The 23,158-nt window shown below is 34.1% G+C and carries 18 protein-coding genes; 9 read left to right on the forward strand and 9 right to left on the reverse strand.

The window, feature by feature from the left end:
* The first annotated feature begins 5 nt into the window (after positions 1–5).
* A complete protein-coding gene (locus HNS40_RS07760; protein WP_172279386.1) occupies positions 6–3,038 on the forward strand; it encodes a YidC/Oxa1 family membrane protein insertase in 3,033 nt (1,010 codons plus the stop codon).
* Positions 3,039–3,111: 73 nt separating this feature from the next.
* Here the strand turns inward: HNS40_RS07760 and purL are convergent, their stop codons facing one another.
* A complete protein-coding gene (gene purL, locus HNS40_RS07765) occupies positions 3,112–6,792 on the reverse strand; it encodes a phosphoribosylformylglycinamidine synthase (RefSeq protein WP_371742927.1) in 3,681 nt (1,226 codons plus the stop codon).
* Positions 6,793–7,021: 229 nt separating this feature from the next.
* Here purL and HNS40_RS23685 point away from each other — a divergent pair, with 229 nt between their 5' ends.
* A complete protein-coding gene (locus HNS40_RS23685) occupies positions 7,022–8,983 on the forward strand; it encodes a glycosyltransferase (RefSeq protein WP_172279390.1) in 1,962 nt (653 codons plus the stop codon).
* 80 nt (positions 8,984–9,063) lie between these two features.
* Entirely contained in the window at positions 9,064–9,564 is a 501-nt protein-coding gene (locus HNS40_RS07775; RefSeq protein ID WP_172279392.1) for a hypothetical protein, read from the forward strand.
* 164 nt (positions 9,565–9,728) lie between these two features.
* Here the strand turns inward: HNS40_RS07775 and argF are convergent, their stop codons facing one another.
* The 6 genes from argF to xseA all read right to left on the reverse strand — a co-directional run bounded on the left by argF (position 9,729) and on the right by xseA (position 15,205).
* Complete coding sequence (argF, locus tag HNS40_RS07780; RefSeq protein ID WP_172279394.1) at positions 9,729–10,730, reverse strand: ornithine carbamoyltransferase; 1,002 nt, start codon at positions 10,728–10,730, stop codon at positions 9,729–9,731.
* 205 nt (positions 10,731–10,935) lie between these two features.
* Complete coding sequence (gene sucD, locus HNS40_RS07785) at positions 10,936–11,805, reverse strand: succinate--CoA ligase subunit alpha (RefSeq protein WP_172279396.1); 870 nt, start codon at positions 11,803–11,805, stop codon at positions 10,936–10,938.
* 145 nt (positions 11,806–11,950) lie between these two features.
* The gene (locus tag HNS40_RS07790) at positions 11,951–13,015 is read right to left on the reverse strand and encodes a class I SAM-dependent methyltransferase (protein ID WP_172279398.1); all 1,065 of its coding nucleotides are present in this window, start codon (positions 13,013–13,015) and stop codon (positions 11,951–11,953) included.
* Positions 13,012–13,263, reverse strand: a complete 252-nt coding sequence (gene yidD / locus HNS40_RS07795) for a membrane protein insertion efficiency factor YidD (RefSeq protein WP_172279422.1) — start codon at positions 13,261–13,263, stop codon at positions 13,012–13,014. Before yidD ends, HNS40_RS07790 begins: the two co-directional genes overlap by 4 nt.
* A 305-nt stretch (positions 13,264–13,568) precedes the next feature.
* On the reverse strand, positions 13,569–13,769 hold the full coding sequence (gene xseB, locus HNS40_RS07800) for an exodeoxyribonuclease VII small subunit (protein ID WP_172279400.1): 201 nt from the start codon (positions 13,767–13,769) through the stop codon (positions 13,569–13,571).
* Between the two features lie 2 nt (positions 13,770–13,771).
* On the reverse strand, positions 13,772–15,205 hold the full coding sequence (gene xseA / locus HNS40_RS07805; protein ID WP_172279402.1) for an exodeoxyribonuclease VII large subunit: 1,434 nt from the start codon (positions 15,203–15,205) through the stop codon (positions 13,772–13,774).
* 207 nt (positions 15,206–15,412) lie between these two features.
* Between xseA and HNS40_RS07810 the strand changes: the two genes are divergently transcribed.
* Entirely contained in the window at positions 15,413–16,294 is an 882-nt protein-coding gene (locus HNS40_RS07810; protein WP_172279404.1) for an alpha/beta hydrolase, read from the forward strand.
* A gap of 72 nt (positions 16,295–16,366) precedes the next feature.
* Here the strand turns inward: HNS40_RS07810 and def are convergent, their stop codons facing one another.
* Positions 16,367–16,939 (reverse strand): peptide deformylase, encoded by a 573-nt coding sequence (def, locus tag HNS40_RS07815; RefSeq protein WP_172279406.1) that lies wholly within the window; start codon positions 16,937–16,939, stop codon positions 16,367–16,369.
* Positions 16,940–16,941: 2 nt separating this feature from the next.
* A complete protein-coding gene (gene ruvX / locus HNS40_RS07820; protein ID WP_172279408.1) occupies positions 16,942–17,358 on the reverse strand; it encodes a Holliday junction resolvase RuvX in 417 nt (138 codons plus the stop codon).
* A 162-nt stretch (positions 17,359–17,520) separates the two neighbouring features.
* Between ruvX and HNS40_RS07825 the strand changes: the two genes are divergently transcribed.
* From HNS40_RS07825 to HNS40_RS07845, 5 genes are all read left to right on the forward strand, one after another.
* Complete coding sequence (locus HNS40_RS07825; protein ID WP_172279410.1) at positions 17,521–19,083, forward strand: T9SS type A sorting domain-containing protein; 1,563 nt, start codon at positions 17,521–17,523, stop codon at positions 19,081–19,083.
* 129 nt (positions 19,084–19,212) lie between these two features.
* Positions 19,213–20,031 (forward strand): 2,3,4,5-tetrahydropyridine-2,6-dicarboxylate N-succinyltransferase, encoded by an 819-nt coding sequence (locus HNS40_RS07830; protein WP_172279412.1) that lies wholly within the window; start codon positions 19,213–19,215, stop codon positions 20,029–20,031.
* 88 nt (positions 20,032–20,119) lie between these two features.
* Complete coding sequence (locus HNS40_RS07835; RefSeq protein WP_216663740.1) at positions 20,120–21,115, forward strand: glycosyltransferase family 9 protein; 996 nt, start codon at positions 20,120–20,122, stop codon at positions 21,113–21,115.
* Positions 21,105–21,668, forward strand: a complete 564-nt coding sequence (locus tag HNS40_RS07840) for an L-threonylcarbamoyladenylate synthase (protein WP_172279416.1) — start codon at positions 21,105–21,107, stop codon at positions 21,666–21,668. Before HNS40_RS07835 ends, HNS40_RS07840 begins: the two co-directional genes overlap by 11 nt.
* Positions 21,669–22,346: 678 nt before the next feature.
* The gene (locus HNS40_RS07845; protein ID WP_172279418.1) at positions 22,347–22,955 is read left to right on the forward strand and encodes a hypothetical protein; all 609 of its coding nucleotides are present in this window, start codon (positions 22,347–22,349) and stop codon (positions 22,953–22,955) included.
* The last annotated feature ends 203 nt before the right edge of the window (positions 22,956–23,158 follow it).

The following is a 23,158-nucleotide window of genomic DNA, read 5'->3' on the forward strand; positions in this document are numbered from 1 at the left end:
AAATCATGTCACCTTTTATATATATTATTGAGCAAATTCTATTGTTCAGTTATAGTATAACCGGAAATTACGGTATATCAATTATCATATTAAGCTTTTCTATATCTCTTCTATTATTGCCGGTTTTTATCTACATTGAAAAATCCAAAAAAAAGGATGATATAGTAAAGAAAAAAATGCAACCTCTTATTGATGAAATCAAAAGAGTGTATAAAGGACAAGAACGATTTTATTATATCAAAACCATCAACAGACAGCATAATTACAGTTCTTTTAAGGCATTAATTCCAATATTAAGTCTATTATTACAGATTCCTTTTTTTATTGCAGCCTATCAATTTCTTGAAAATTTCGAACCTCTTAATGGAGTTAGTTTTTGGTTTATACCTAACCTTAGTCAGCCAGATGGTTTTTTGGGAAGTATTAATATCTTACCCATCATTATGACATTAGTAAACCTAATCACAGTTTACTTTTACACTAAAAATGGGGACTCCGGAGAACGTAAGCAAATGTTGGTTCTTGCCATTGCATTTTTAGTTTTACTTTTCAACCTCCCCTCTGGATTAGTTCTGTATTGGACTATGAATAATGTTTTTAGCTTTTTCCGATTATTCATTACTAACCCTGAAGTGTTTCAAAGTAAAAAGACCTATCCCATAAATCGAATAAAAACCGATTATAAAGAGAACCTTTTCTCCCTAAGGATCATTTTTACTGCCTTAGTAACAATAGCCTTCGTTTCACAGTTTATCTGGGCCTTTCAACATAATTTCGATGATATTTACCTAAGGTTAGGTTTTGCATTTTTTTTTAGTTTCGTTCTAACTTTTATTGCATTCCTATTTATAATTATTTTTAGAAATAACAGGGAAGCTATTGTCAATTTCAAAGTTTCTCCTTTTTACTTTAATTCATTATTATTTCTTTCCATATATTTCTTCATTGCGGCAAATTTATATTTCTCTGGCGAGAACAAAGAATTATATATCATCACTCTTATTGTATTAATACTATCTCAATTCGTAGGATATGTATATACTTTAAGAGCAAAAAGAAATACAAATAAATATCTTTTTATCCCTACACAAATTATCCTAATTAGCTTGTTGGTATATCAGCTTTTAGTCTCTAGTTCGGTATTAAATGGTGAAGAATTCTCCTTTTCTATCGCAAAACTAAACCTAATAATAACCCCTTCCTCTTGGTCTGATTTAATTTTGCCTGGTTTTTTGTTTTCTTTTATTACCATGTTTTATTATTATTCAATAGTTCCAAAAAGTAGGAATGCCAAAACTCAAACTAGTTTCCAAATCTATTCTCTTTCAATTTTTTATGTTCTAGGTTTAATTTTTTTCTGGAATCCAATCTTAAGTTTAGCTTCATTCCCAGAAGCATTTGAATACACTGGTATTGATATTATTAAAAACAATATTCTCATTTTTATAATATCATCAGCTATAGCTTTAAGCATTTATTTCTTGATACCAAGTAGATTTAAGCAGTCCATTCTGATATTAGTCCTTATTGCTGTAATTACGACATTCATAAATACCTCTATAATACCTATTGATTTAGGAAGTTTACAAATAAATAAATTTGAGAAGGAAGCCAATCTTGCTACAGCCTCATATTATTATATTTTAGAGGCATTTATTCTTCTTATTCTTGTCTATTATTCCAGAAAAATCCTTTTATCAAAAAAATCTAGGTTATTGAAATTTGGATTAATAGCCCTTAATATAATAATCATTAGTCAAAGCTTAAACTCTTCAATTCAATCTGACAGTTTTTATAGAACAAACTCCAAACAAGAAATGGTAGAAACATTTGATCCAAACCAGGATCTCATCCGCTTCTCAAAAACTGAAAAGAATATCGTTTTTATCCTTCCTGATATGTTCCAAGGTTGGAGTATGAACAAAATCCTAAAAGACAATCCAGAATACAAAGATGTTTTTTCGGGCTTTGTTTGGTATCCAAACACTCTATCAATCTCTAGAGTTACAAACACGTCTGTACCAGGAATGTTAGGGGGATTTGAATTTTATCCAAACATACTAAATCAGGATTCTTTAACTTCAAACAGAGTTAAAACTACCAATGCAATGAAAAATCTTATTCATAAAGCCCATGATAAAGATTTTCAAATTACTATGACTAAATTCCCATATACCAATATGGATGATATTAGCCACAATCATAAACTCCCTATTTGGAGTGACCATTGGAATTTACATAAAAACGAACTAAATATTGCTAAAGCAACTGATAATGGCTTTAAAATCCTTACCCAAAATGCATTGTTTTATTCTGCCCCATTATTCCTTAAACCAAAAATTTACAACCAAATGAAATTAGGGAGTTCAGAAACAGAATCACTGAATGAAAGACGAAAAAACACTTGGATAGCAAAGAAATATAATTTTCTTCGCTTGCTCCCTTATATTTCAACAGCAGAGGATGAAAACCCAAATTTTATTATGATATATTCTAGTGTCCCACATTTTCCTTGGAATTATATTGATGATGATGGAGTATTAATTTCGGATGTTTCTCCTACTAAAAGTGCTCAATGGTCTCTCGAAAAATTTGCGCTTTGGATCAAATGGATGAAAGACAATGAGGTTTATGATAACACAAAAATAGTGATTGCCTCAGATCATGGAACCACCTGGGAAAAGTATAAACCAGGTTTAGATATTGATAATCCATTCAAAAATTACGAAGATAAAGGCCAATTGCTTTATGATATGTTATTTCAGCTGAATGCCCTACTATTTGTTAAGGACTATAATAGCCAAGGACAAGTAAAAGAAGACTGGAGAATGATGAGTAATGCTGATGTTAATTCAATTATGTTTGAAGAAGAAAACCCAACTATTGGAGCTCCTCCAAAGCATAGAACACTTACTGGTTATGTATCTTGGTGGAATAAGAAAATAGATACCGAAACTCAATATAACATACAACATGGTTATCAAGTTAAGAATAATATTTTCGATGCAAATAACTGGGAAAAAATTAATACCAAATAATATAAAAGCCAGACTCAATTGAATCTGGCTTTCGTTTTATAAGGAACAGTTTCTTATAGAATTTATATTCTTTCTAATGAGCTTCCACCCATTTACGAGCATTTACAAAAGCTTCCAACCAAGGAGTAACTTCATCTGTTCTATCTGCTGGATAATGCGCCCACTGCCAAGGATAAATAGCTCTTTCCAAGTGAGGCATCATAGCTAAATGACGGCCATCTTTGCTACAAATAGCTGCGGAATTGAAATCAGAACCGTTAGGATTCGCTGGATAATTCACTCCGCTATATTTAACCGGAATGATATATTCTCCTTCTGCTTTTGGCATTTGGAATTTACCTTCCCCATGTGCAACCCAGATTCCCATCTTAGTTCCAGCTAGAGACTTCAGCATCACTGAATTGTTTTCTTGGATATCTACATTTAAGAAAGCGGATTCAAATTTACGAGATTCATTATGCAACATTTTTGGCTGAGCTTCGTGTTCTGGATAAACTAAGTCTAGCTCAACCATCAACTGACAGCCATTACAAATACCCAAACTCAAAGTATCCTTACGTGCATAGAAATTTGCTAATGCTAACTTGGCTTTCTCGTTATACTTAAAGGCTCCCGCCCATCCTTTTGCAGAACCCAACACATCGGAATTAGAAAAACCTCCAACGAATACTATCATCTGGACATCCTCTAAATTTTCTCTTCCTGCAATCAAGTCGGTCATGTGAATATCTTTCACATCGAAACCAGCTTGATGCAATGACCAGGCCATTTCTCTATCACCATTCACTCCTTTTTCTCGGATAATAGCGGCTTTGGCTTTCGAAGCTTCTTTTCTACTTCTTTGTAATCCGAATTGCTCAAAACTACCTTGGAAAGTTTCATTGAACTGATAAGACAGCTTGTTCAACTTATAATTCTCGAAACGCTCTTTGGCTAATTCCTTGCCACTTTGCTGACGATCTAATAAGTAAGAAGTCTTGAACCATAAGTCGCGCATAGCATCAATATCAAAACTATACTCTTCATTATTATGCTTAATATTTAGTTGACGAGCTTCAATAGGCTGACCAATTTCTACATATTTAATAGAAGCAGTATCTAATCTAGCTTTAAATCTTTCATTATTATTGGCTTGAACCAAGATAGAAGGGTTTTCAGCAAATAATAATTTGATGATATCTGTTTCATTGCATTTAGAAAGATCTATATTTAAACCTCCATTAGTGTTAGAGAAATTCATTTCCAATAAAGCAGTGATTAATCCACCGGAAGAAATATCGTGTCCAGCCACAATAGCATCCTCCATGATTAAATCTTGAATCACATTAAATGCTTTCTTAAAGTAAGCCGCATCTTTCACGCCTGGAGCATTGTCCCCAACCCTATTAATAATTTGCGCAAAAGAAGAACCACCGAGTTTTCTTGAATAGGAAGATAAGTCGATATAGAACAAGCTTTTAGATGAGTCTAATTTAAGGACTGGCTCAACCACTTTTTTTACATCTTTCACTTCACCCACCGAAGAGATAATAACAGTTCCAGGACTATAAACCACCCCATCATTATATTTCTGAGTCATAGACAGCGAATCTTTTCCTGTTGGAATATTCACTCCTAATTCAATGGCAAAATCACTCACCGCTTTTACAGCAGAGAATAAACGAGCATTTTCTCCAGGATTTTTAGCTGGCCACATCCAGTTGGCACTTAAAGAAACTCCTTTTAAACCTTCCTCTACAGGAGCCCATATTAAATTGGTTAAAGCCTCAGCAATACTCAATTGAGAACCTCTTTCGGCATCAACCATAGCTGCAACAGGTGCATGTCCTATAGAAGTTGCAATTCCTTTTCCTCCTTGATAATCGATGGTGACCACACCCACATTATTTAAAGGAAGTTGTAATTCACCAGCGCATTGCTGTTTGGCAATTTTTCCAGTAACAGAACGGTCTACTTTATTTGTCAACCAATCTTTACAAGCCACAGCCTCTAACTGTAATACATCTTCAACATAAGATTGCAATTTAGAAGCTTCATAGCTTAATGCTTCAAATTTAGAATCCTCAACTACATCTTCCAAAACTGTCTTTGGAGGTTTTCCGAAGAAATCATCCAAATCCATATTGATAGGCTTTCTACCTTCAGTATCAAAAACAAATCTCTTGTCATTAGTTGCTTTTCCAACCACATACATGGGACTTCTTTCTCGTTCAGCAATTTTGCTCAACTTTTCTATATCTTTAGGATGCATCACCATCCCCATTCTTTCTTGTGACTCGTTACCAATAATCTCTTTTGCAGATAAGGTTGGATCTCCTACAGGCAGTTTGCCTACTTCAATGATTCCTCCACTATCTTCTACAAGTTCTGATAAACAGTTTAAATGTCCACCAGCACCATGATCATGAATAGAAACAACTGGATTTACATCGGCTTCCACCATAGCTCTAATAGCGTTGAAAGCTCTTTTCTGCATTTCTGGATTGGCACGTTGAACCGCATTTAATTCAATGCTATTTTTGAATTCACCAGTAGCTACTGAAGAAACAGCGCCTCCACCCATTCCAATTCTATAATTATCTCCACCTAGAATAACAATGGCATCTCCTTCTTGAGGAATATCTTTTTGAGCATCGGATAGTTTTCCATAACCAATACCACCAGCCATCATAATGACCTTATCGAAACCATATTTCTTTTCTTGCTCAAAATGTTCAAAGGTTAATACAGATCCACAAATTAGTGGCTGACCAAACTTATTACCAAAATCACTGGCTCCGTTGGAAGCTTTAATCAGGATTTCTTCTGGAGTTTGATACAACCAAGGACGAGCTTCGGTAGCTTGCTCCCAATTTCTACCCTCCTCAGAGCGAGAGTAACTGGTCATATAAACCGCGGTTCCGGCAATAGGAATACTACCTTTTCCACCCGCCATTCTATCTCTAATCTCTCCTCCTGTTCCTGTTGCAGCACCATTAAATGGTTCAACAGTAGTTGGGAAGTTATGTGTTTCCGCTTTTAAAGAAATAATAGCGTCCATTTCTTTAATCTGGAAATAATCAGCAACATCGTGGTTCGCAGGAGCAAACTGTTCAGCTTTTGGCCCTAATACAAAGGCAACATTATCTTTATATGCAGAAACCAAACGCTCAGAGTTCATCTTAGAAGTCTTCTTGATCAATGCAAAAAGGCTGTCTTGCATTTCAACACCATTGATGATGAAAGTACCATTAAATATTTTGTGACGACAATGTTCAGAATTTACTTGAGCAAATCCATAAACTTCACTATCGGTTAGCTTTCTTCCTAATTTGATAGCAATCTCATCTAAATAACTGACTTCTTCCTTGCTTAAAGCTAAACCTTCTGACTCATTATAGGCTGCTACATCCATAATGAATTCAACAGGTTCAGGCTTCTTTACAATATTAAATATATCTTGATCCAACTCATGATACAGGACTTGAAGCATAGGATCGAAGTTACTATCTTTTTCTTGTTCAGCTACAAAGAACTCCTCTATTCTCTCAATACCTTGCAAACCCATGTTTTGTGTAATTTCCACAGCATTGGTACTCCAAGGGGTAATCATTTCTTTTCTGGGTCCAACAAAATAACCAGAAACACCTTTGTGATCTAGAAATTGTGCTTCGCCAAAAAGCCAGCTAAGTTTTTGCATATCCTCCTCAGAGAAAGCTTCTTGGGCTCCAACAGCCACTATTTTTTTTTCGTCTGATTTATAGAAAAATAGAATCATTTTCGTTGCTTTAAGATGAACATTTTTTACGCGGCAAAGATAATATAATAGTCAATCTAGTATTATTAATTTTTCAAAGAATACAGGGAATGTTTTCAACGTTTATTTTGAGGATGTGGATAAGTAGGATTTTTCTTAAAAAATCATTGAAAATATATGAGATAGCAGCTCTTTTTTTCGTTCTCATTTCACAGAATATGTTAATTTTGGGCTCCAATAAAATCAAATGAAGTTATCTGTTATTATTGTCAATTATAATGTCAAGCACTTTTTAGAACAGTGTTTGAATTCTGTGCATCAAGCAACTCAACATGTAGATGCAGAAGTATGGGTGGTAGACAATAACTCGGTGGATCAATCGGTTGAAATGGTTCGAGAGAAATTTCCTGAGGTTTTGTTGATCGCCAATAAAGACAATCCTGGATTCTCAGTTGCTAATAATCAGGCCATTAAAAAAAGCAAGGGTGAATATGTTTTATTATTAAACCCCGACACCATAGTTGAAGAATTGACTTTTAAGAAGGTTGTGGATTTTATGGATGCACATTCTGATGCTGGTGGCCTTGGAGTAAAAATGGTAGATGGAAATGGCAACTTCCTTCCAGAATCTAAAAGAGGTCTCCCTACTCCTGCTGTTGCTTTTTATAAGATATTTGGTTTAGCTGCTATTTTCCCAAAATCAAAAACATTTGGAAAATATCATTTGGGATATCTAGATAAGGAAGAAACCAATGAAATAGAAGTGCTTTCTGGTGCTTTTATGCTCATGCGTAAGAAAACCTTAGATGAAGTTGGCTTATTAGATGAGACTTTCTTTATGTATGGAGAAGATATCGATCTTTCTTATAGAATTACTTTGGGTGGATATAAAAATTATTATTTCCCAGAAACTAGAATCATTCATTATAAAGGAGAAAGCACAAAAAAAGCTAGTGTGAGCTATGTTTTCACTTTCTATCAAGCCATGATTATTTTTGCCAAGAAACATTTTAGTCTTCGCTATGCCAGTTTATTTACTTTACTGATTAATTTTGCGATTTACATGAGAGCTGGTGCTTCTATTGCAAAAAGAATTCTCAACAGAATCTTCTTTCCTGTATTAGATGCTGGAATTTTATATTTTGGATTCTATATGATCAAGCAATATTGGGAACAAACTTGGCTAATTCCAACAGGCAGCTACTACCCTCCTCTTTATTTACATTATATCGTCCCCATATACATATCCATACTACTCGGAGGAGTCTTATTAACTGGAGGATATGACAAGCCTTATCAAGTGCCAAAACTCGTAAAAGGCTTATTCTTTGGTATCATAACCATCTTAGTTATGTATGCTTTAATTCCAGATAATTACCGATATAGTAGAGCTATTATCATAGCTGGGACCTTCTGGGGTTTTATTTCTCTTTCCGGTTATCGCTTTGCATTGCAATTGGCTGGAGTTTCCGCATTTAATAATGAGGAGGCCAGAAAAAATAGAATTGCTGTGCTTGGTTCCATAGAGGAATCCAATAGAGTAGCTGGTCTAATCAGCAATATGAAACAGACAAGCTTTATAGGTTTAGTTGGGCTGGACGAGCAGGATAGAAAACAAGAAAACGTTATTGGTTTAGCAGCGCAGTTACAAGATATCATTAGGGTTTATAGTATTGGTGAAGTTATCTTTTGCGCCAAAGATTTATCGGCTCAACATATTATCGACCAAATGATTCAGCTCCAAGATCAAGGAGTAGATTATAAAATAGCTCCTCAAGAAAGCATGGCTATCATTGGTAGTAATAGTATAAATGCACATAGTGATCTATTTATGATTGAGGTAGATAGTGTTTCTAAGCCACAGAATAAAAGAAATAAAAGACTGATGGATATCGTACTGAGCATACTCTTCCTTCTCACCTTACCTATTATCATTTGGATGGTGAAAGATAAGCTCGGTTTCATTAAAAACATTTTCTGGGTGCTTTTCTCAAGAAAAACTTGGGTGGCTTATTATCTAGGTTCTATAGACCAAGAAGTGAAATTACCTAATCTTAAAAAAGGAGTATTAAACCCAGGAAACGCCTTTACTAAGGAAGATTTAAGTGATGATACACTTTCCCGACTTAACCTTCTCTATTCTAGAGATTATAAAATCACCACTGATTTAGAGATTATCTGGAAGGGATTTTCTTTTTTGGGGAATTAGTAAGAAGTACAATATATGGCTTAAGTTCCTAGAATATTTAAGCTTTTAATCAAAAAAATACACTCTTATTTAAAAGAGGGATGCGCAAAAAGAAATTATTTGGATTACTAGCAATTGGCCTTATAGTTATGTTCGGTTGCGAACAAAGAAGCTCTGATTATTCAGACTCTATGCCTGATGATTTTAATTTCATTGCAAATATCGCTGATAATTCCTACATTTTTGATACCTATAGAGGTAAACTGACAAAGACAATTGATTGGAAACGTGACACTACTATCTCATATCAATTACCAATAGGAGAGAAACAAAAGATTTATAAGTTATTAAAGAATATTGATATTTATAAATACCCATTGAACTATGCACCAACATCGACAGTGAAAATATCACCTACTTTTTCTTATTGTTTCAAATTTACAATTAACGGAATTGACCATAAGATAAATTGGAAAGAAAACACAGAATCTGAGATCAAAGAAGCAAGAGAATTGAGAAAACTTTTTCTTGAAATTCAAAATATCTTAGAAAAAGACGAATTAATCATAGAATTACCTTTATCAAAAAGAGCATTTTATTAAAAAAGAAGCTATTTCGCAGATCTACTCAGAAGAAGGGAAGCCTTGTTCTACCCAGTCCATGCCAATCCGCTAAACAATTGTCATCAGTGTTCTATCTTAAAATGCACAAAAAAAACCCACTCAATCAAGAGAGGGCTTTTCTTATATTCTATTATTCAGATTTCTTAAGCACCTAAAGTGGCTACCATAACAGCTTTAATGGTGTGTAATCTATTTTCTGCTTCGTCAAAAACAATAGAGTTTTCACTTTCGAATACTTCTTCGTTTACCTCCATACCATCGATACCGAATTTTTGGAAAATCTCTTCTCCAACAGTTGTCTGACGGTTGTGGAAAGCTGGAAGACAATGCATGAATTTACACTTTGGGTTTCCAGTAGCATCCATCATGGCTTTATTCACTTGGTAAGGCTTTAATAACTCAATACGTGTTTTCCAAACCTCGTCTGGCTCACCCATACTTACCCATACATCAGTATAAATAAAATCACATCCTTTAACACCTTCTTCAACGTTATCAGTAACGATGATTTCAGCACCAGTTTCAGCAGCTATTTCTTTAGCTTGAGCAACTAGTACATCAGTTGGTTGAACGCTTTTTGGAGCAACAGAACGGAATTTCATTCCCATTTTAGCAGCACCAATCATTAATGAATTACCCATATTATTTTGGGCATCACCAACATAAGCGAAAGTAACTTCGTGAAGTGGCTTATCACTATGTTCCATCATGGTGAGGAAGTCAGCAAGAATTTGTGTAGGGTGAAACTCAGTAGTTAATCCATTCCAAACAGGAACACCAGCATGAGCACCTAATTCTTCAACTATATCTTGTCCAAATCCACGATATTCAATACCATCATACATACGTCCTAAAACGCGAGCAGTATCTTTCATAGATTCTTTTTTACCAATTTGCGAACCGGAAGGGCCTAAATAGGTTACTGTTCCACCTTGGTCATGAACTGCTACTTCAAAAGCACAACGAGTTCTGGTAGAAGCTTTCTCAAAAATTAAAGCTATATTTTTGCCTTTTAGTGTCTGTGTCTCTGTTCCGGCATATTTAGCCTTTTTCAAATCCATTGATAAATCAAGGAGAAATTTGATTTCTTTTGGGCTGAAATCTGATAATTTCAAAAAGTTACGGTTTCTTAAGTTGTAAGCCATAATTTTATATTTAAAAAAGTTTATAAATCATTTGATGACCATTTAAACGCCTTAAATTGGTCTTCAAATTTCTAGGGGCAAAAGTATTATTTTCGGAGGATATATTGAGAAGTATTTTGGCTTTCTCAAAAAAAAACTCCGTTTTAATTAAAAAACAGAGTTTCACTTATTATATAATTGATGATATATAAATTCAAAGTCTATTTTACCCCAATAATTCTTTCATTTTTGTGCCAATATCGGCTGGACTATCAACCACATGAATACCACAATCCACCATGATCGCTTTTTTGGCTTCTGCAGTATCCTCTACTCCACCAATGATTGCACCGGCATGCCCCATGGTTCTACCTTTAGGAGCGGTAGCACCAGCAATAAAACCAACAACAGGCTTATTACCAAATTCTTTCACATAACGAGCAGCTTCGGCTTCCATTCCACCACCAATTTCACCAATCATCACAATTCCTTTTGTTTCAGGATCGTTCATGAATAGTTCCATGGCATCTTTTGTAGTTGTTCCGATTATAGGGTCTCCACCAATACCAATTGCAGTAGTTTGTCCCAAACCTGCTTTTGTTAACTGATCAACAGCTTCATAAGTCAATGTACCAGAACGACTAACTACACCCACTTTACCTGGTTGATGAATAAAGGCTGGCATGATACCAACTTTAGCTTCACCAGGAGTAATAATTCCAGGACAGTTAGGGCCAATTAAACGGCTATTCTTATCTGTTAGGTATTCTTTAACCTTCACCATATCAGAAGTTGGAATTCCTTCTGTAATACAAACGATGACTTCGATACCAGCGCTGGCAGCTTCCATTACAGCATCAGCAGCAAATGCTGGCGGTACAAAGATTAAAGATACATTTGCTCCCGCTTTTTCTACAGCTTCTGCAACCGTATTAAAAACAGGTTTGTTGAGATGAGTTTGTCCACCTTTACCAGGTGTGACTCCACCGACTACATTAGTTCCGTACTCTATCATTTGGGTTGCATGAAAAGTACCTTCCGTTCCTGTAAATCCCTGAACGATGATTTTAGAATCTTTATTAACGAGTATGCTCATTTTGTTATTAGGTTTTTTGTTTTTTAGAGGATTCAAAGTTAAAAGATTTTCCCATATCAAAAGGAATTTTCCTAGATTTCTAATCCTCAATATTATTTATTTATATAGAATAAAATACCTTTTGCCCTATTCGGGTATTCCAATACTACTTTTTACATTTCAAAAGGGTATGACTCACTCCTAAACCATCAATATCTTCAGCTATTTCGAAGCCTACCTTTTTTACCAAACGAATCATATCATCACTGTGATACATTCTGCTATTTCCGTTAGCCAAAGCAGTGAAGTATAAACTTGTCATATTTAAACTATAGCTACTAGCCACATATTTCTGACGATCCCAATAGGTTTCATTGATATAAAGGATTCCACCTGGAACTAAAGCATCGAAAGCTCTAGATAAAAGATGAGTGATTTCCTCCTCAGAGAAGCAATCTAAAAACTGGCTCATCCAAATGGCATCTGCATTATTAGGATAAGCGTTTTTGGGGTTTAATAAGTCAATGGGGAAACCATCTATTCTATCCGATAAATCAACACTTTCAATATTTTGATAAGCGACATTAAGTTGGCCTGGTAGATCAAGGATGGTAATTTTTACATCTGGATTATACTGAGCGGCTTTGATACTAAATTTACCAGTATTTCCTCCAATATCTAATAAGTGCTTTGGTTTATCAGCAAATATTAGTGGCATGACTAATGGAAAAACCAAATCGGAATAATAATGATCAAATTTAAACCATGAATCCTGAACTTTTTCAGGTAAAGAAGAAAGTCCTTCATAAATGGTTTTCCATTTTCCAAATACTTTTAACCCTTCTGGTTTTCCATTTATTACAGAATCCTCTAAGTTATAGAATCCTTGATAGTTAACATCCTGAACAAAGTCCATATTGGCTTCGGTAAGCGGATCGTTAAGAATAAAATACCCTGTTTTAGTCAGGATGAATTTATCATCTTTTTGCATCACCACACCGCAGCTAATACCAGCATCGAGTAATACTTGAACACTATATTTTGATAGTTTTAATTCTTCTGAAATATCTTCAACGAGGATGCCTTTTTTACGAGACTCCTCTACTTTTTTTAATATACCTAAATCTCGCATCACGCGAACTGCTTGAAAGGCGATAGGACCAAAAGCTATTTTTTGAGCTTCGAATTTAGCATCTAATGCTGATAATTTATCTGAACCAAAGTTTCTCATTGTAGTCTATTTTCTACTTGTTTTGATTTGTATGTTACTTTAATAATAATCACAGGAACAGGGTCGTAACCTCTAGTTCCCCATGGATGACATCTGGATATTCTATTGGCTGCCAGCACTGACCCTTCTATAATTCCATGTTTTTTTAATGCTTGAAGACTATATTCAGAACAAGTGGGAATATGCCTACAACTTGCTGGCAAAAGTGGAGAAATGACATATCTATAAAAATGAATGGGTAAACTCATTCCTTCTACCGCTATTTTACTCCAATCTACCTTCAATGCTTATCTTTTCGCAAATGTAAAAAATTATTCGCAGTTGTTTTAATATTAAATGAATGATTCAATGAGGGAATGCCTGAATGAATGATCGAATGATTGATTAGCATATTATCCAGCTCAACCCAACCACATTAGGAATCTAGTTTTCAAAACCTTATTAAATCAGAGTATTTATCGATAGGATAAGGCAAACTAACGCATTTGTATTCAGTAATTACACATTAATCCTCATTATTCACTGTTAACTGTTAGTTGTTAACTAAATGGTATTAATCTTCCTCAAATTGCCCTAGAATCTCATTCACATCATTCTCAGTCTGACGTAATTTAGTTTGGCAAAACTTCAGTAACTCAGCAGCTCGTTTTACCTTTTTTGACAACTCATCAATACCAATTCCTTCTCCTTCTATCTCGGATACTATATGTTGTAATTCGCTTAAAGCGGACTCGTATGTTAGTTTCTTTGCCATAATTATGATTTGATAATTTTACTTTTGATGCTTCCGTCTGCTAATTGGGTTTCTATTTCTATACCCTCCTCTAAAAAGGCTGAATTCGTTATCGCTTTTCCATTCTGACGGGTAATACTGAATCCTCTTTTTAAAAGATTCTCAGGCTTCGATACCTTAATCAGTTGCTTTATATAATCTAACTTATTATGCTCTTTATCAATATTTAATAAAACATAATGTATTAATTGTTTTGATGGATATAAACCTGTACTTTCTCTATGAATAAAATCCTTAGCTACCAATTCAACAGTTCTCTTTTGATGCCCAACAATAGCGTCCTGATCCTTAATAGAAGACTTAGATAAATATAAAACATCATTCTTAAATTGCTGAATTTGACTTTTGTATTGATGAATTAATTCCATGGTAGATTGATTGGCAGAAAAGCTAAGTTCTCGTATTTCTGATTTCTCAGATTGAAGTAACTCAAAACTTGCCTTTGCCATTCTTGAGGAGCCTTTTTCTAGCTGATACTTCCGCTCTGCAATATGGTCTTGAGTGAATTCCATCACAAAAGAAAACAAACCCTTTACTTGGTTTTCAAAGTCAAAATTATGCTGGATGATATATTCTGCTACTGCTGTTGGTGTTTTCAAACGAGTATGAGCAATCATATCCGTTACCGATTGGTCACGCTCATGGCCTATTCCACTTAGTATTGGAAAGTAAGATTGAGCCAAACGTGCATTTAAACTATAGTCATCAAAACAAGCCAAATCTAAATTGGAGCCTCCTCCTCTAATGATTACCAAAGCATCATATTCTATACCAGTAGCTTCTAATTTTTCCAAAGCTAAAACAATGGATTCAGGAGCTTTATCACCCTGCATAACAGCCGGATATAACTTTACATTAAACTGATAGCCATTTACATTCTGCTCCAATTGATTCATAAAATCCTGATAACCGGCAGCAGATTCCGATGAAATAATAGCAATGTTCTGCAATACTGATGGTAAAACATATTGCTTATTAAAATCAAATAAATCCTCATCTTGTAATCGCTTGATGGTTTCTTGTTTCTGGCGCTCTAACTCACCCAAAGAATAGGATGGATCAATATCTAAAACCTGAAAACTTAGGCCATAAACGGGATGGAAATCAACACTTAATTGAAGGAGCACCTTCATTCCAGTTTTTACAGTTTCTTTAGTCACATCCTCAAAAGCACGCATGATTTGTTGCCTACGAGAACTCCAAAGATTAGCTCTTGCCTTGGCGATAATCTGATGATTCGATTTCTCCACCAACTCCAAATACATATGTCCACGAGCAGAACCAGAAACATTCGCCAATTCAGCAACCACCCAATAAGAATGGTCGAAAGAGGAACGAATCACCATTTGTAATTCACTCATTAAATCGGAAAGGCTATAATTCTGTTGCTCTGGCATGGAGATATTTTCTACAAAAATAGTAAAAGCTTCTATAGAATATAAATATTAGAGTTTTTTGGGAAGAATATTTTAGGCAAAACCTTCTGCTTAGTGTGGAATTCAATTTTTTGAATATTTTAGTGTATAAGTAATTAAATTTTCTATATTTGAAATTGCAATGAGCTTTTGCAATCGCACATATTAAGGCATTAAACATCAAGACTTATGAAAATTAGATTATGGGTTTTATTATTATCTAGCCTCCTCATTATCACTTCTTGTAGAGATAAAGAGGATACTCAAAATCAAGAAACCCCAACTGAAACATTTCAGTTTAGCGACCCAAACGAGTTCAATAGAGATGCTGCTCCTTTAAGTATTCCAATAATAATACCGTCAGATAATAAACTAGCAGCCAGAATCTTACTAACTACTGGCAAAAGCACAAAACCTACAGTTATATTTCTACATGGTAACCCTGGGTTTGAAAAAAATGAGGATATTGGTCAAGCATTAAGAAGAAATGGCTATAACAGCGTATTCTTTTCCTATTCAGGAACATGGGGTAATAATGGTTATTTTAGCTATTCTCAAAGTTTGCAAGATACAAAGGATGTGTATGAGTATTTAATTCAAAACTCAAAGAAATGGAGAATAAATACAGAGGAGATTTACCTTTTGGGTCATAGCATGGGTGGTGATATAGCTCTTATAGCTCTTGAAGAAATAAAAGGCATTAAAGGAGTGATTGCATTAGACCCTTGGAGTGGCTATTATGTTTTGAATCATAAAATCGACAAGCAAAGAATAAAATACATTACTAATTTAGAACAAAGACCTTGTATAAATTTGGTTTCTGGGGAGAGCTTTGTAAATGATGCGATGTCAAATGCAAGGATGAACCTAGACAACTCATTAAAAAACAACCCTAAATCTATTCTCAAAATATTTAGCACTGACAGAGAGCAGTCTACTTTTATAAGTTTTCATCAGAATATGACTCAGGAAAACATGATAGTATTAGATGCATGTGACCATTCCTTTTCTGATAAAAGAATTAGTTTAGCAAAGACTATATATAACTGGTTAGAAAGTCACAATCAATAAAATTCCTATTTTAAGGATAAAAAAAAGGTGGAGATATTTAATATTTCCACCTTTTTAATATTTTGCTATATTCTATCGTCTTCCTTTTTTCGCTTTCGGAAAAACCATTCTGTATTTCACATCAATATTCCCAGTACTGATATCATTTAGTTTTCTTTTTAATAATACCTTACGCATAGAGCTCAAATGCTCAGTAAATATTTTCCCATCAATATGGTCATATTCATGTTGCATAATTCTAGCCATAATTCCATCAATCCATTCTTCATGCTTTTCCCAATTTTCATCCAAATACTGGATTTTTATTCTAGGTTGACGCATCACTGCTTCATGAATATCTGGAACTGACAAACAACCTTCTTCAAAGCTCCACTCCTCGCCTTCTTGCTCAACAATATGGACATTAATCATGACCTTTTTTCCTTCAATAGCTTCAGGATACTCCTCTTTAAAAGGTGTAGCATCCAATACAAATAAACGTAGGTTTTTACCAATTTGTGGCGCAGCTAGACCTACACCATTAGTGGCATACATGGTTTCAAACATATTTTCAAGAAGCTGTTCAAGCTCAGGATAATCTTTATCAATGTCAACAGACATTTTCTTTAAAACAGGATGCCCGTAGGCTACTATAGGTAATATCATGATTAAATCTTTTTAAATTCCATATACGATTGCAAAATAAGAGAAGCACTAATGGTATCCACTAATTCTTTGTTTCGCCGGGCCTTTTTTCCTAAACCACCATCTATCATAGCTTGAAATGCCATTCTACTTGTAAATCGCTCATCCATTCTATCGATTTGAATATTTGGAAAAGCCTTTTTCAAACGCCCTACAAAAGGTGCAATATATTTAGTGGAGTCACTAGCTTTATTATCCATAGTCTTTGGTTCACCTACCACCATTATACTGACCTCGTTCTTTTGAGTATAATCCAGTAAAAAGTCAATAAGTTTAGAGGAAGCCACTGTGGTCAGTGGACTGGCAATCATTTGAAGTTCATCGGTAACCGCTATTCCCGATTTCTTTTGACCAAAGTCTATAGCTAATATTCTACTCATTTTCAGGTTGCAAATTTAATAAATATGTAACTCAACACTATAGTTAAAAACATAAGATTTGATAATAATTTGATAAATCACGCAACTATTTTGACCTTTTTAAAGTCTATCAGTCTATACAGCTGGTTAATTCTGTATTTCTGCTTATTAAATGCTCGTAACATGAATAAATTATACACTTTCATTTTATCACTTATTGCTATTTCCAGCACGGCTCAAATCAGCCCCTATTCCAAAGTATTATGGGCTGCTGGGGATATTAGTACACAAGCGTATTCATCTAGCCAGTCATTTGATAATAAAACCTTTATTATTGGTGAATACTTTGGCATCCATAAGTCCTTTGTTATGAAAATAGATGATTTTGGAGACCCTATTTGGACAAAAACGATTGCACAGGTAGATAATAACCATGAACCTAGGCTTATCAATATAATTAGTACTCTTGATTCTTGTCAGTTTATACTTGGGAGTATTTTAAATCAAAACAATAGCAATCAAGATGCTTTCTTTGCGAAAATGGATAGAAATGGGGTATTACTTTGGACAAAAACCAATAATTTAGGTGGATTGGTAAATGTTAGCGAAACTGCGGATAGTGGATTTATCTTAACAGGAGAACATGACTTTTCTAGTAGCGCCTATAAACAATTATCTGTGGTGAAAATCACTAAAAATGGTAGTCTAGAATGGTCAAGAATCATTCGTTTTGGTACAGCTTTAAGTAAAGGTTTATCTGCTATTCAAAATGAAAACGGTAATTTTATCATCACTGGACATTATAAAAATGAAAACGAAACTAAAACCACAGCTTTATTAGCAGAGCTCTCTAATACAGGAGAAATCAATTGGTGCTATGGTTATAAAAATCCTACTTTAGGTTATCACTATGAAATTGAAGATGTTCTCATTTATAATGATGAATACTATACATTGATGAATAATGACATGAATAGTATCTTAATGAAGACGGACTCTTTAGGTAATGTGGTATCTGCAAAAGAAATAATCGGTTCTGGATATTATGATATTGGTTATGGGATTAAAAGAAAGCTCCACATTAACAATCAAAATGAATTACTCTTTATTCACACAAATGGAATAGGCGGTTTTATAAAAACAGATTTAAACGCCGAAGCTATTATTAATGGAAACGTGTTTTTTCCGATTATTGATATACAATTCAAAGAGCAAAACAAACTTTTAGCTATTGGCAATGGCCCCTTAATGGGTGTGAAAAGCGCACCCCCCCCCCCGTACGAAACTATTGGGCTTATTCAAATGGACGATGAAGGAAATGGGATTGATTGTACTGAAGGCTCTTACGAAGGTTATTCAGAAGATTTCGAATTACAACAATTGAGCACCGAATATATCATTGAAGGCGGAGGAATAAGTACAAATATTGCTATTGAAATCGATTTGATTGACATAGATCAAAGAGATGGTTGTGTTGATTTTATTGGAGGTATTGAAAACATACCAGATAATTTGGTTTCAGTGTATCCAAACCCAAGCCAAGGAATAATCAATATTGATTTTGAAGAGATGATTGATGCCAAGCTATACATTATCAATCCATTCGGGCAAATCATACACCAGGAAACAATAAACCAACAACAATTTAAAATAGACTTAAATCGCTTCGGAAACGGAGTTTATTTATACCACATTGAGTCTGATAAAGCGTTTATCTCCTCAGGTCACTTTATCCTCAATAACTGATGTTATCACTATCGCCATCTTAAGCACGTGGAGATATTTTGTAAAATCACATTTTAATAACATCTTCTTTTTTGAATTATGGGCTGTAGAATTAGGAAATATCCTAATTTTGCAGCCTAAATTTTGATCATGTACACAGAACTAAGAAACACTATAGAGAAAGCTTGGGATAATAAGGAATTATTATCGGAGGAGGCTACTCAAAAAGCCATCAGAGATTTAATAGAGCTTCTTGATAAAGGAGAACTTCGAACAGCAGAACCCGTAAATGGAGAATGGAAAGTTAACGAGTGGGTTAAAAAGGGAGTCATCCTCTATTTTCCTATTCAGAAAATGGAAACCATAGAAGTGGGTCCATTTGAATTTCATGATAAAATAGCTTTAAAAACCAATTATAAAGAGCTTAATGTAAGAGTGGTTCCTCATGCTATTGCTCGTTATGGTTCCTTTGTAGCTCCAGGTGTTATTATGATGCCAAGTTATGTGAATATTGGCGCTTATGTGGGTAGCGGAACCATGGTGGATACTTGGGCTACAGTTGGAAGCTGTGCTCAAATTGGAAAAAATGTTCACTTGAGTGGTGGTGTTGGAATTGGTGGTGTATTAGAGCCTATCCAAGCCGCACCAGTAATTATTGAGGATGATTGCTTCATTGGTTCTCGTTGTATTGTTGTAGAAGGTGTGAAAATTGAAAAAGAAGCAGTTCTTGGTGCAAATGTGGTGATTACTAAGTCTACTAAAATTATAGATGTTACTGGAGACCAACCAAAAGAATATACAGGAGTAATACCTGAAAGATCGGTTGTTATACCCGGAAGTTATACTAAAAAGTTCCCTGCAGGAGAATTTCAAGTGCCTTGTGCCATGATTATTGGTAAAAGAAAACCATCTACAGACTTAAAAACCAGCTTAAACAATGCGCTACGCGACTATGGTGTAGCTGTTTAGGAATTCAAATACTTATTTATATTCATTCTTTAATTTCTCAATGAAAATCGTTGAGCGAATATTGTAATTTTGTATCTTTAATATGGAGATGAAAAAATACCTTGTCATACAAACTGCCAGCATTGGAGATGTGATATTATCCACTTCTATTGCTGAGAAACTGAGAGCTACAGACTCTTCTTGCCAAATTGATTATTTAATTAAAAAAGGTAATGAAGGTGTTTTTTATGGCAATATGAATATTAATGAATTGTTTATTTGGGATAAGAAAAAAGACAAATATAAAAACTTGTTGACTATTATCTTTCAGATTCAGAATGAGAAATATGATGCCGTTTTCAATTTACAGCGTTTTTTTAGTAGTGGAATGGTTACTTTGTTTTCTGGAGCAAAAAAAACCTATGGTTTTAAAAAAAATCCGCTCTCCCTTTTCTTCTCCAAATCCTTTCCTCATGAATACAAAGAAGATTGGCATGAGATCAATAGAAATCATCAGTTAATTAATCACCTTACTGATGAGGAGCCTGCACTTCCAAAGCTTTACCCTACTAAAAAGGATAATGCTAAAATGTCTATTCATAAAACCAAACCTTATATTACAATTACGCCTGCAAGCCTTTGGTTCACTAAGCAATATCCTTATGAAAAATGGGTGGAGCTTTTGAAAGCACTCCCTCACCATCTTCATGTTTATTTTCTTGGAGGACCAGATGACAGCAGTCTTTGTAATCAATTAATTAAAGAAAGTGGCTATGTAAATGCCATGAATTTTGCTGGAAAATTATCTTTTGTGGAGTCTGCAACATTAATGAAAGATGCTTTGATGAATTTTGTAAATGATTCCGCAGCTCAACATATAGCCTCCTCTGTAAATGCCAAGACTACAACTTTATATTGCAGCACTGTTGCTAGCTTTGGTTTTGGTCCTCTTTCTGAGGATGCTGTAATTATCGAAACCAAAGAAACATTAAAGTGTCGCCCTTGTGGTATTCATGGTCATCAATCTTGTCCTGAAGGACATTTTAAATGTGGATTAAATATTGATACGGAACAACTATTAAATCGAATTCAAGATGCAAACTGATATTAAAAAAGCCATCGAAGTATTGAAAAAGGGTGGAACTATTCTTTATCCAACAGATACTGTTTGGGGAATAGGTTGTGATGCTACTAATAATAAAGCTGTTTCTAAAATTTACAGTCTTAAAAACAGATCAGAAAAGAAAAGTATGATCGTTCTTCTTGATGATGTAAGTAGAATTAAAGATTATGTGGCTAATTATCCTGAACAAGCCTCTGATTTAATCAGAGATTATCATAAGCCTTTAACCATTGTTTTTGAAGGAGCAAAAGGATTAGCAAAAGGCCTTATTGCTGATGACGGTACGATAGCTATTAGAGTAGTGAAACATGATTTTTGCAAACAATTGATTAAAGAACTGGGAAAACCATTGGTTTCCACCTCTGCAAATATTTCTGGTGACCCTACTGCTGCAGTTTTTAGAGATATTACAGATTTTATTAAATCTAAAGTCAACTATGTTGTAGAGTTTGAACAAGGTAATTTATCACCTGCCAACCCGAGTACTGTTATTAAAATGGATAGTACTGGTAGTTATAAGGTTCTTAGGTCCTAAGACTTATTTAAGCTTGATTTAGTAAGTCTTCTAATAAGCTATTACTTTACTCTTATCATATAACAGCTCTATTGCTTCTCTTAAGGTAATAGCAAACACACCTATCATTATTCTAAGTAAGCAGCTGTGATATGAAAAGTTTTCCCTTTCAAACATTCAATAATTGATATCATTATTGAAATCATTATTGAAATCATAAGATAATATTGCCAAATTCGTAAAATTACGAGTAGCTTACAATAGTATTTTTTCAGTTATCCTTTTTTTTATATGCTTAAAGTAATTGGATAAATATTTTTCTATACCTTTGATATACGCTAAAACATATCATTATGAAAAAAAATATTCATCTCTCTATCGCTTATAGTTATTCTTTTTCCAATTATTTCGAAATCACAAAACACAAATCCTTACCAATACCTTAAGGCTAATAATGATTGGCTCCTAGATTCAATTTTTGAATACAAGAATCATTATGGTGGAGACCAAACCATGAGCCGAATAAAAAGCAGAAATCCATATAACTTTCCTTTATTCGAAGAAACGTAAAAATTTAATTTTGATACACAAGAATATGAATTTTCCTATTCCACTGAATATGAATACCCCATAGAATATGATACTACAGAATACACTTTCATTAATACATATCGTTTTAGTGATGATGACATTGATAGGATGAGGTATTACCTTAATTATAATGATAATGGTTATAAGACGTCTTCAGAGGAATATTGGGATACAGATCATTGGTCATTTGGTCAAATGGAGAAGTTAAAGCATTCTAAAAATTATTCGACATATCATTTGCAAAAGCTCCGCAGATACTCAGAAAGCGAGAATTGGATCTTATACGAAGTACAAAGTTCTAATTATAATGAAGACTCAACAATATTATCAAGTTTTCTAGTCAAAATAGAAGCCGAAACCACCGACACTCTGACAGTAACGCATACCTATTATGATAATGAGGGAAACTGGATATTATATGAGAATTTTAAAAAGCAAGATGAAGATTGGTATCTACATTATAAAGTAATATGGACTTATAATTCAGAGAATTTAATATCAGAATCTTTGAGTTTTACTGAATATGATGGCGCTTTAATAAACAATAACAAAAGTATTTTCAAATATGATGAGCATAACTATTTATCTTACGAAGCTTCGTATGATTGGGATAAGAATGATGAAATTTGGGAATATGATGTCCTGACTACCTATGAGAATGATAGCAATGGTAATATCCTTAAAAGGTATCACCACTACCAAGCCCATCTTGCCTAACGATTCATGAGCCACTAATTTTGGTGCATGAAAAAGAATCAAAAGTATAGCAAGTCAAATATGTTTCCTGTTATTGAAAGTTGGCGGGAGGGCAGTTTATCTCAAGGGCAGTTTTGTAAAGAAAACGAATATTGTATTTCCACTTTTCAATATTGGCTAAAGAAATACCGAGAAGAGTATCCCGATAAAAAGAAGAAAAACAA

Source organism: Lentimicrobium sp. S6, assembly GCF_013166635.1.
GTDB lineage: Bacteria > Bacteroidota > Bacteroidia > Bacteroidales > UBA12170 > UBA12170.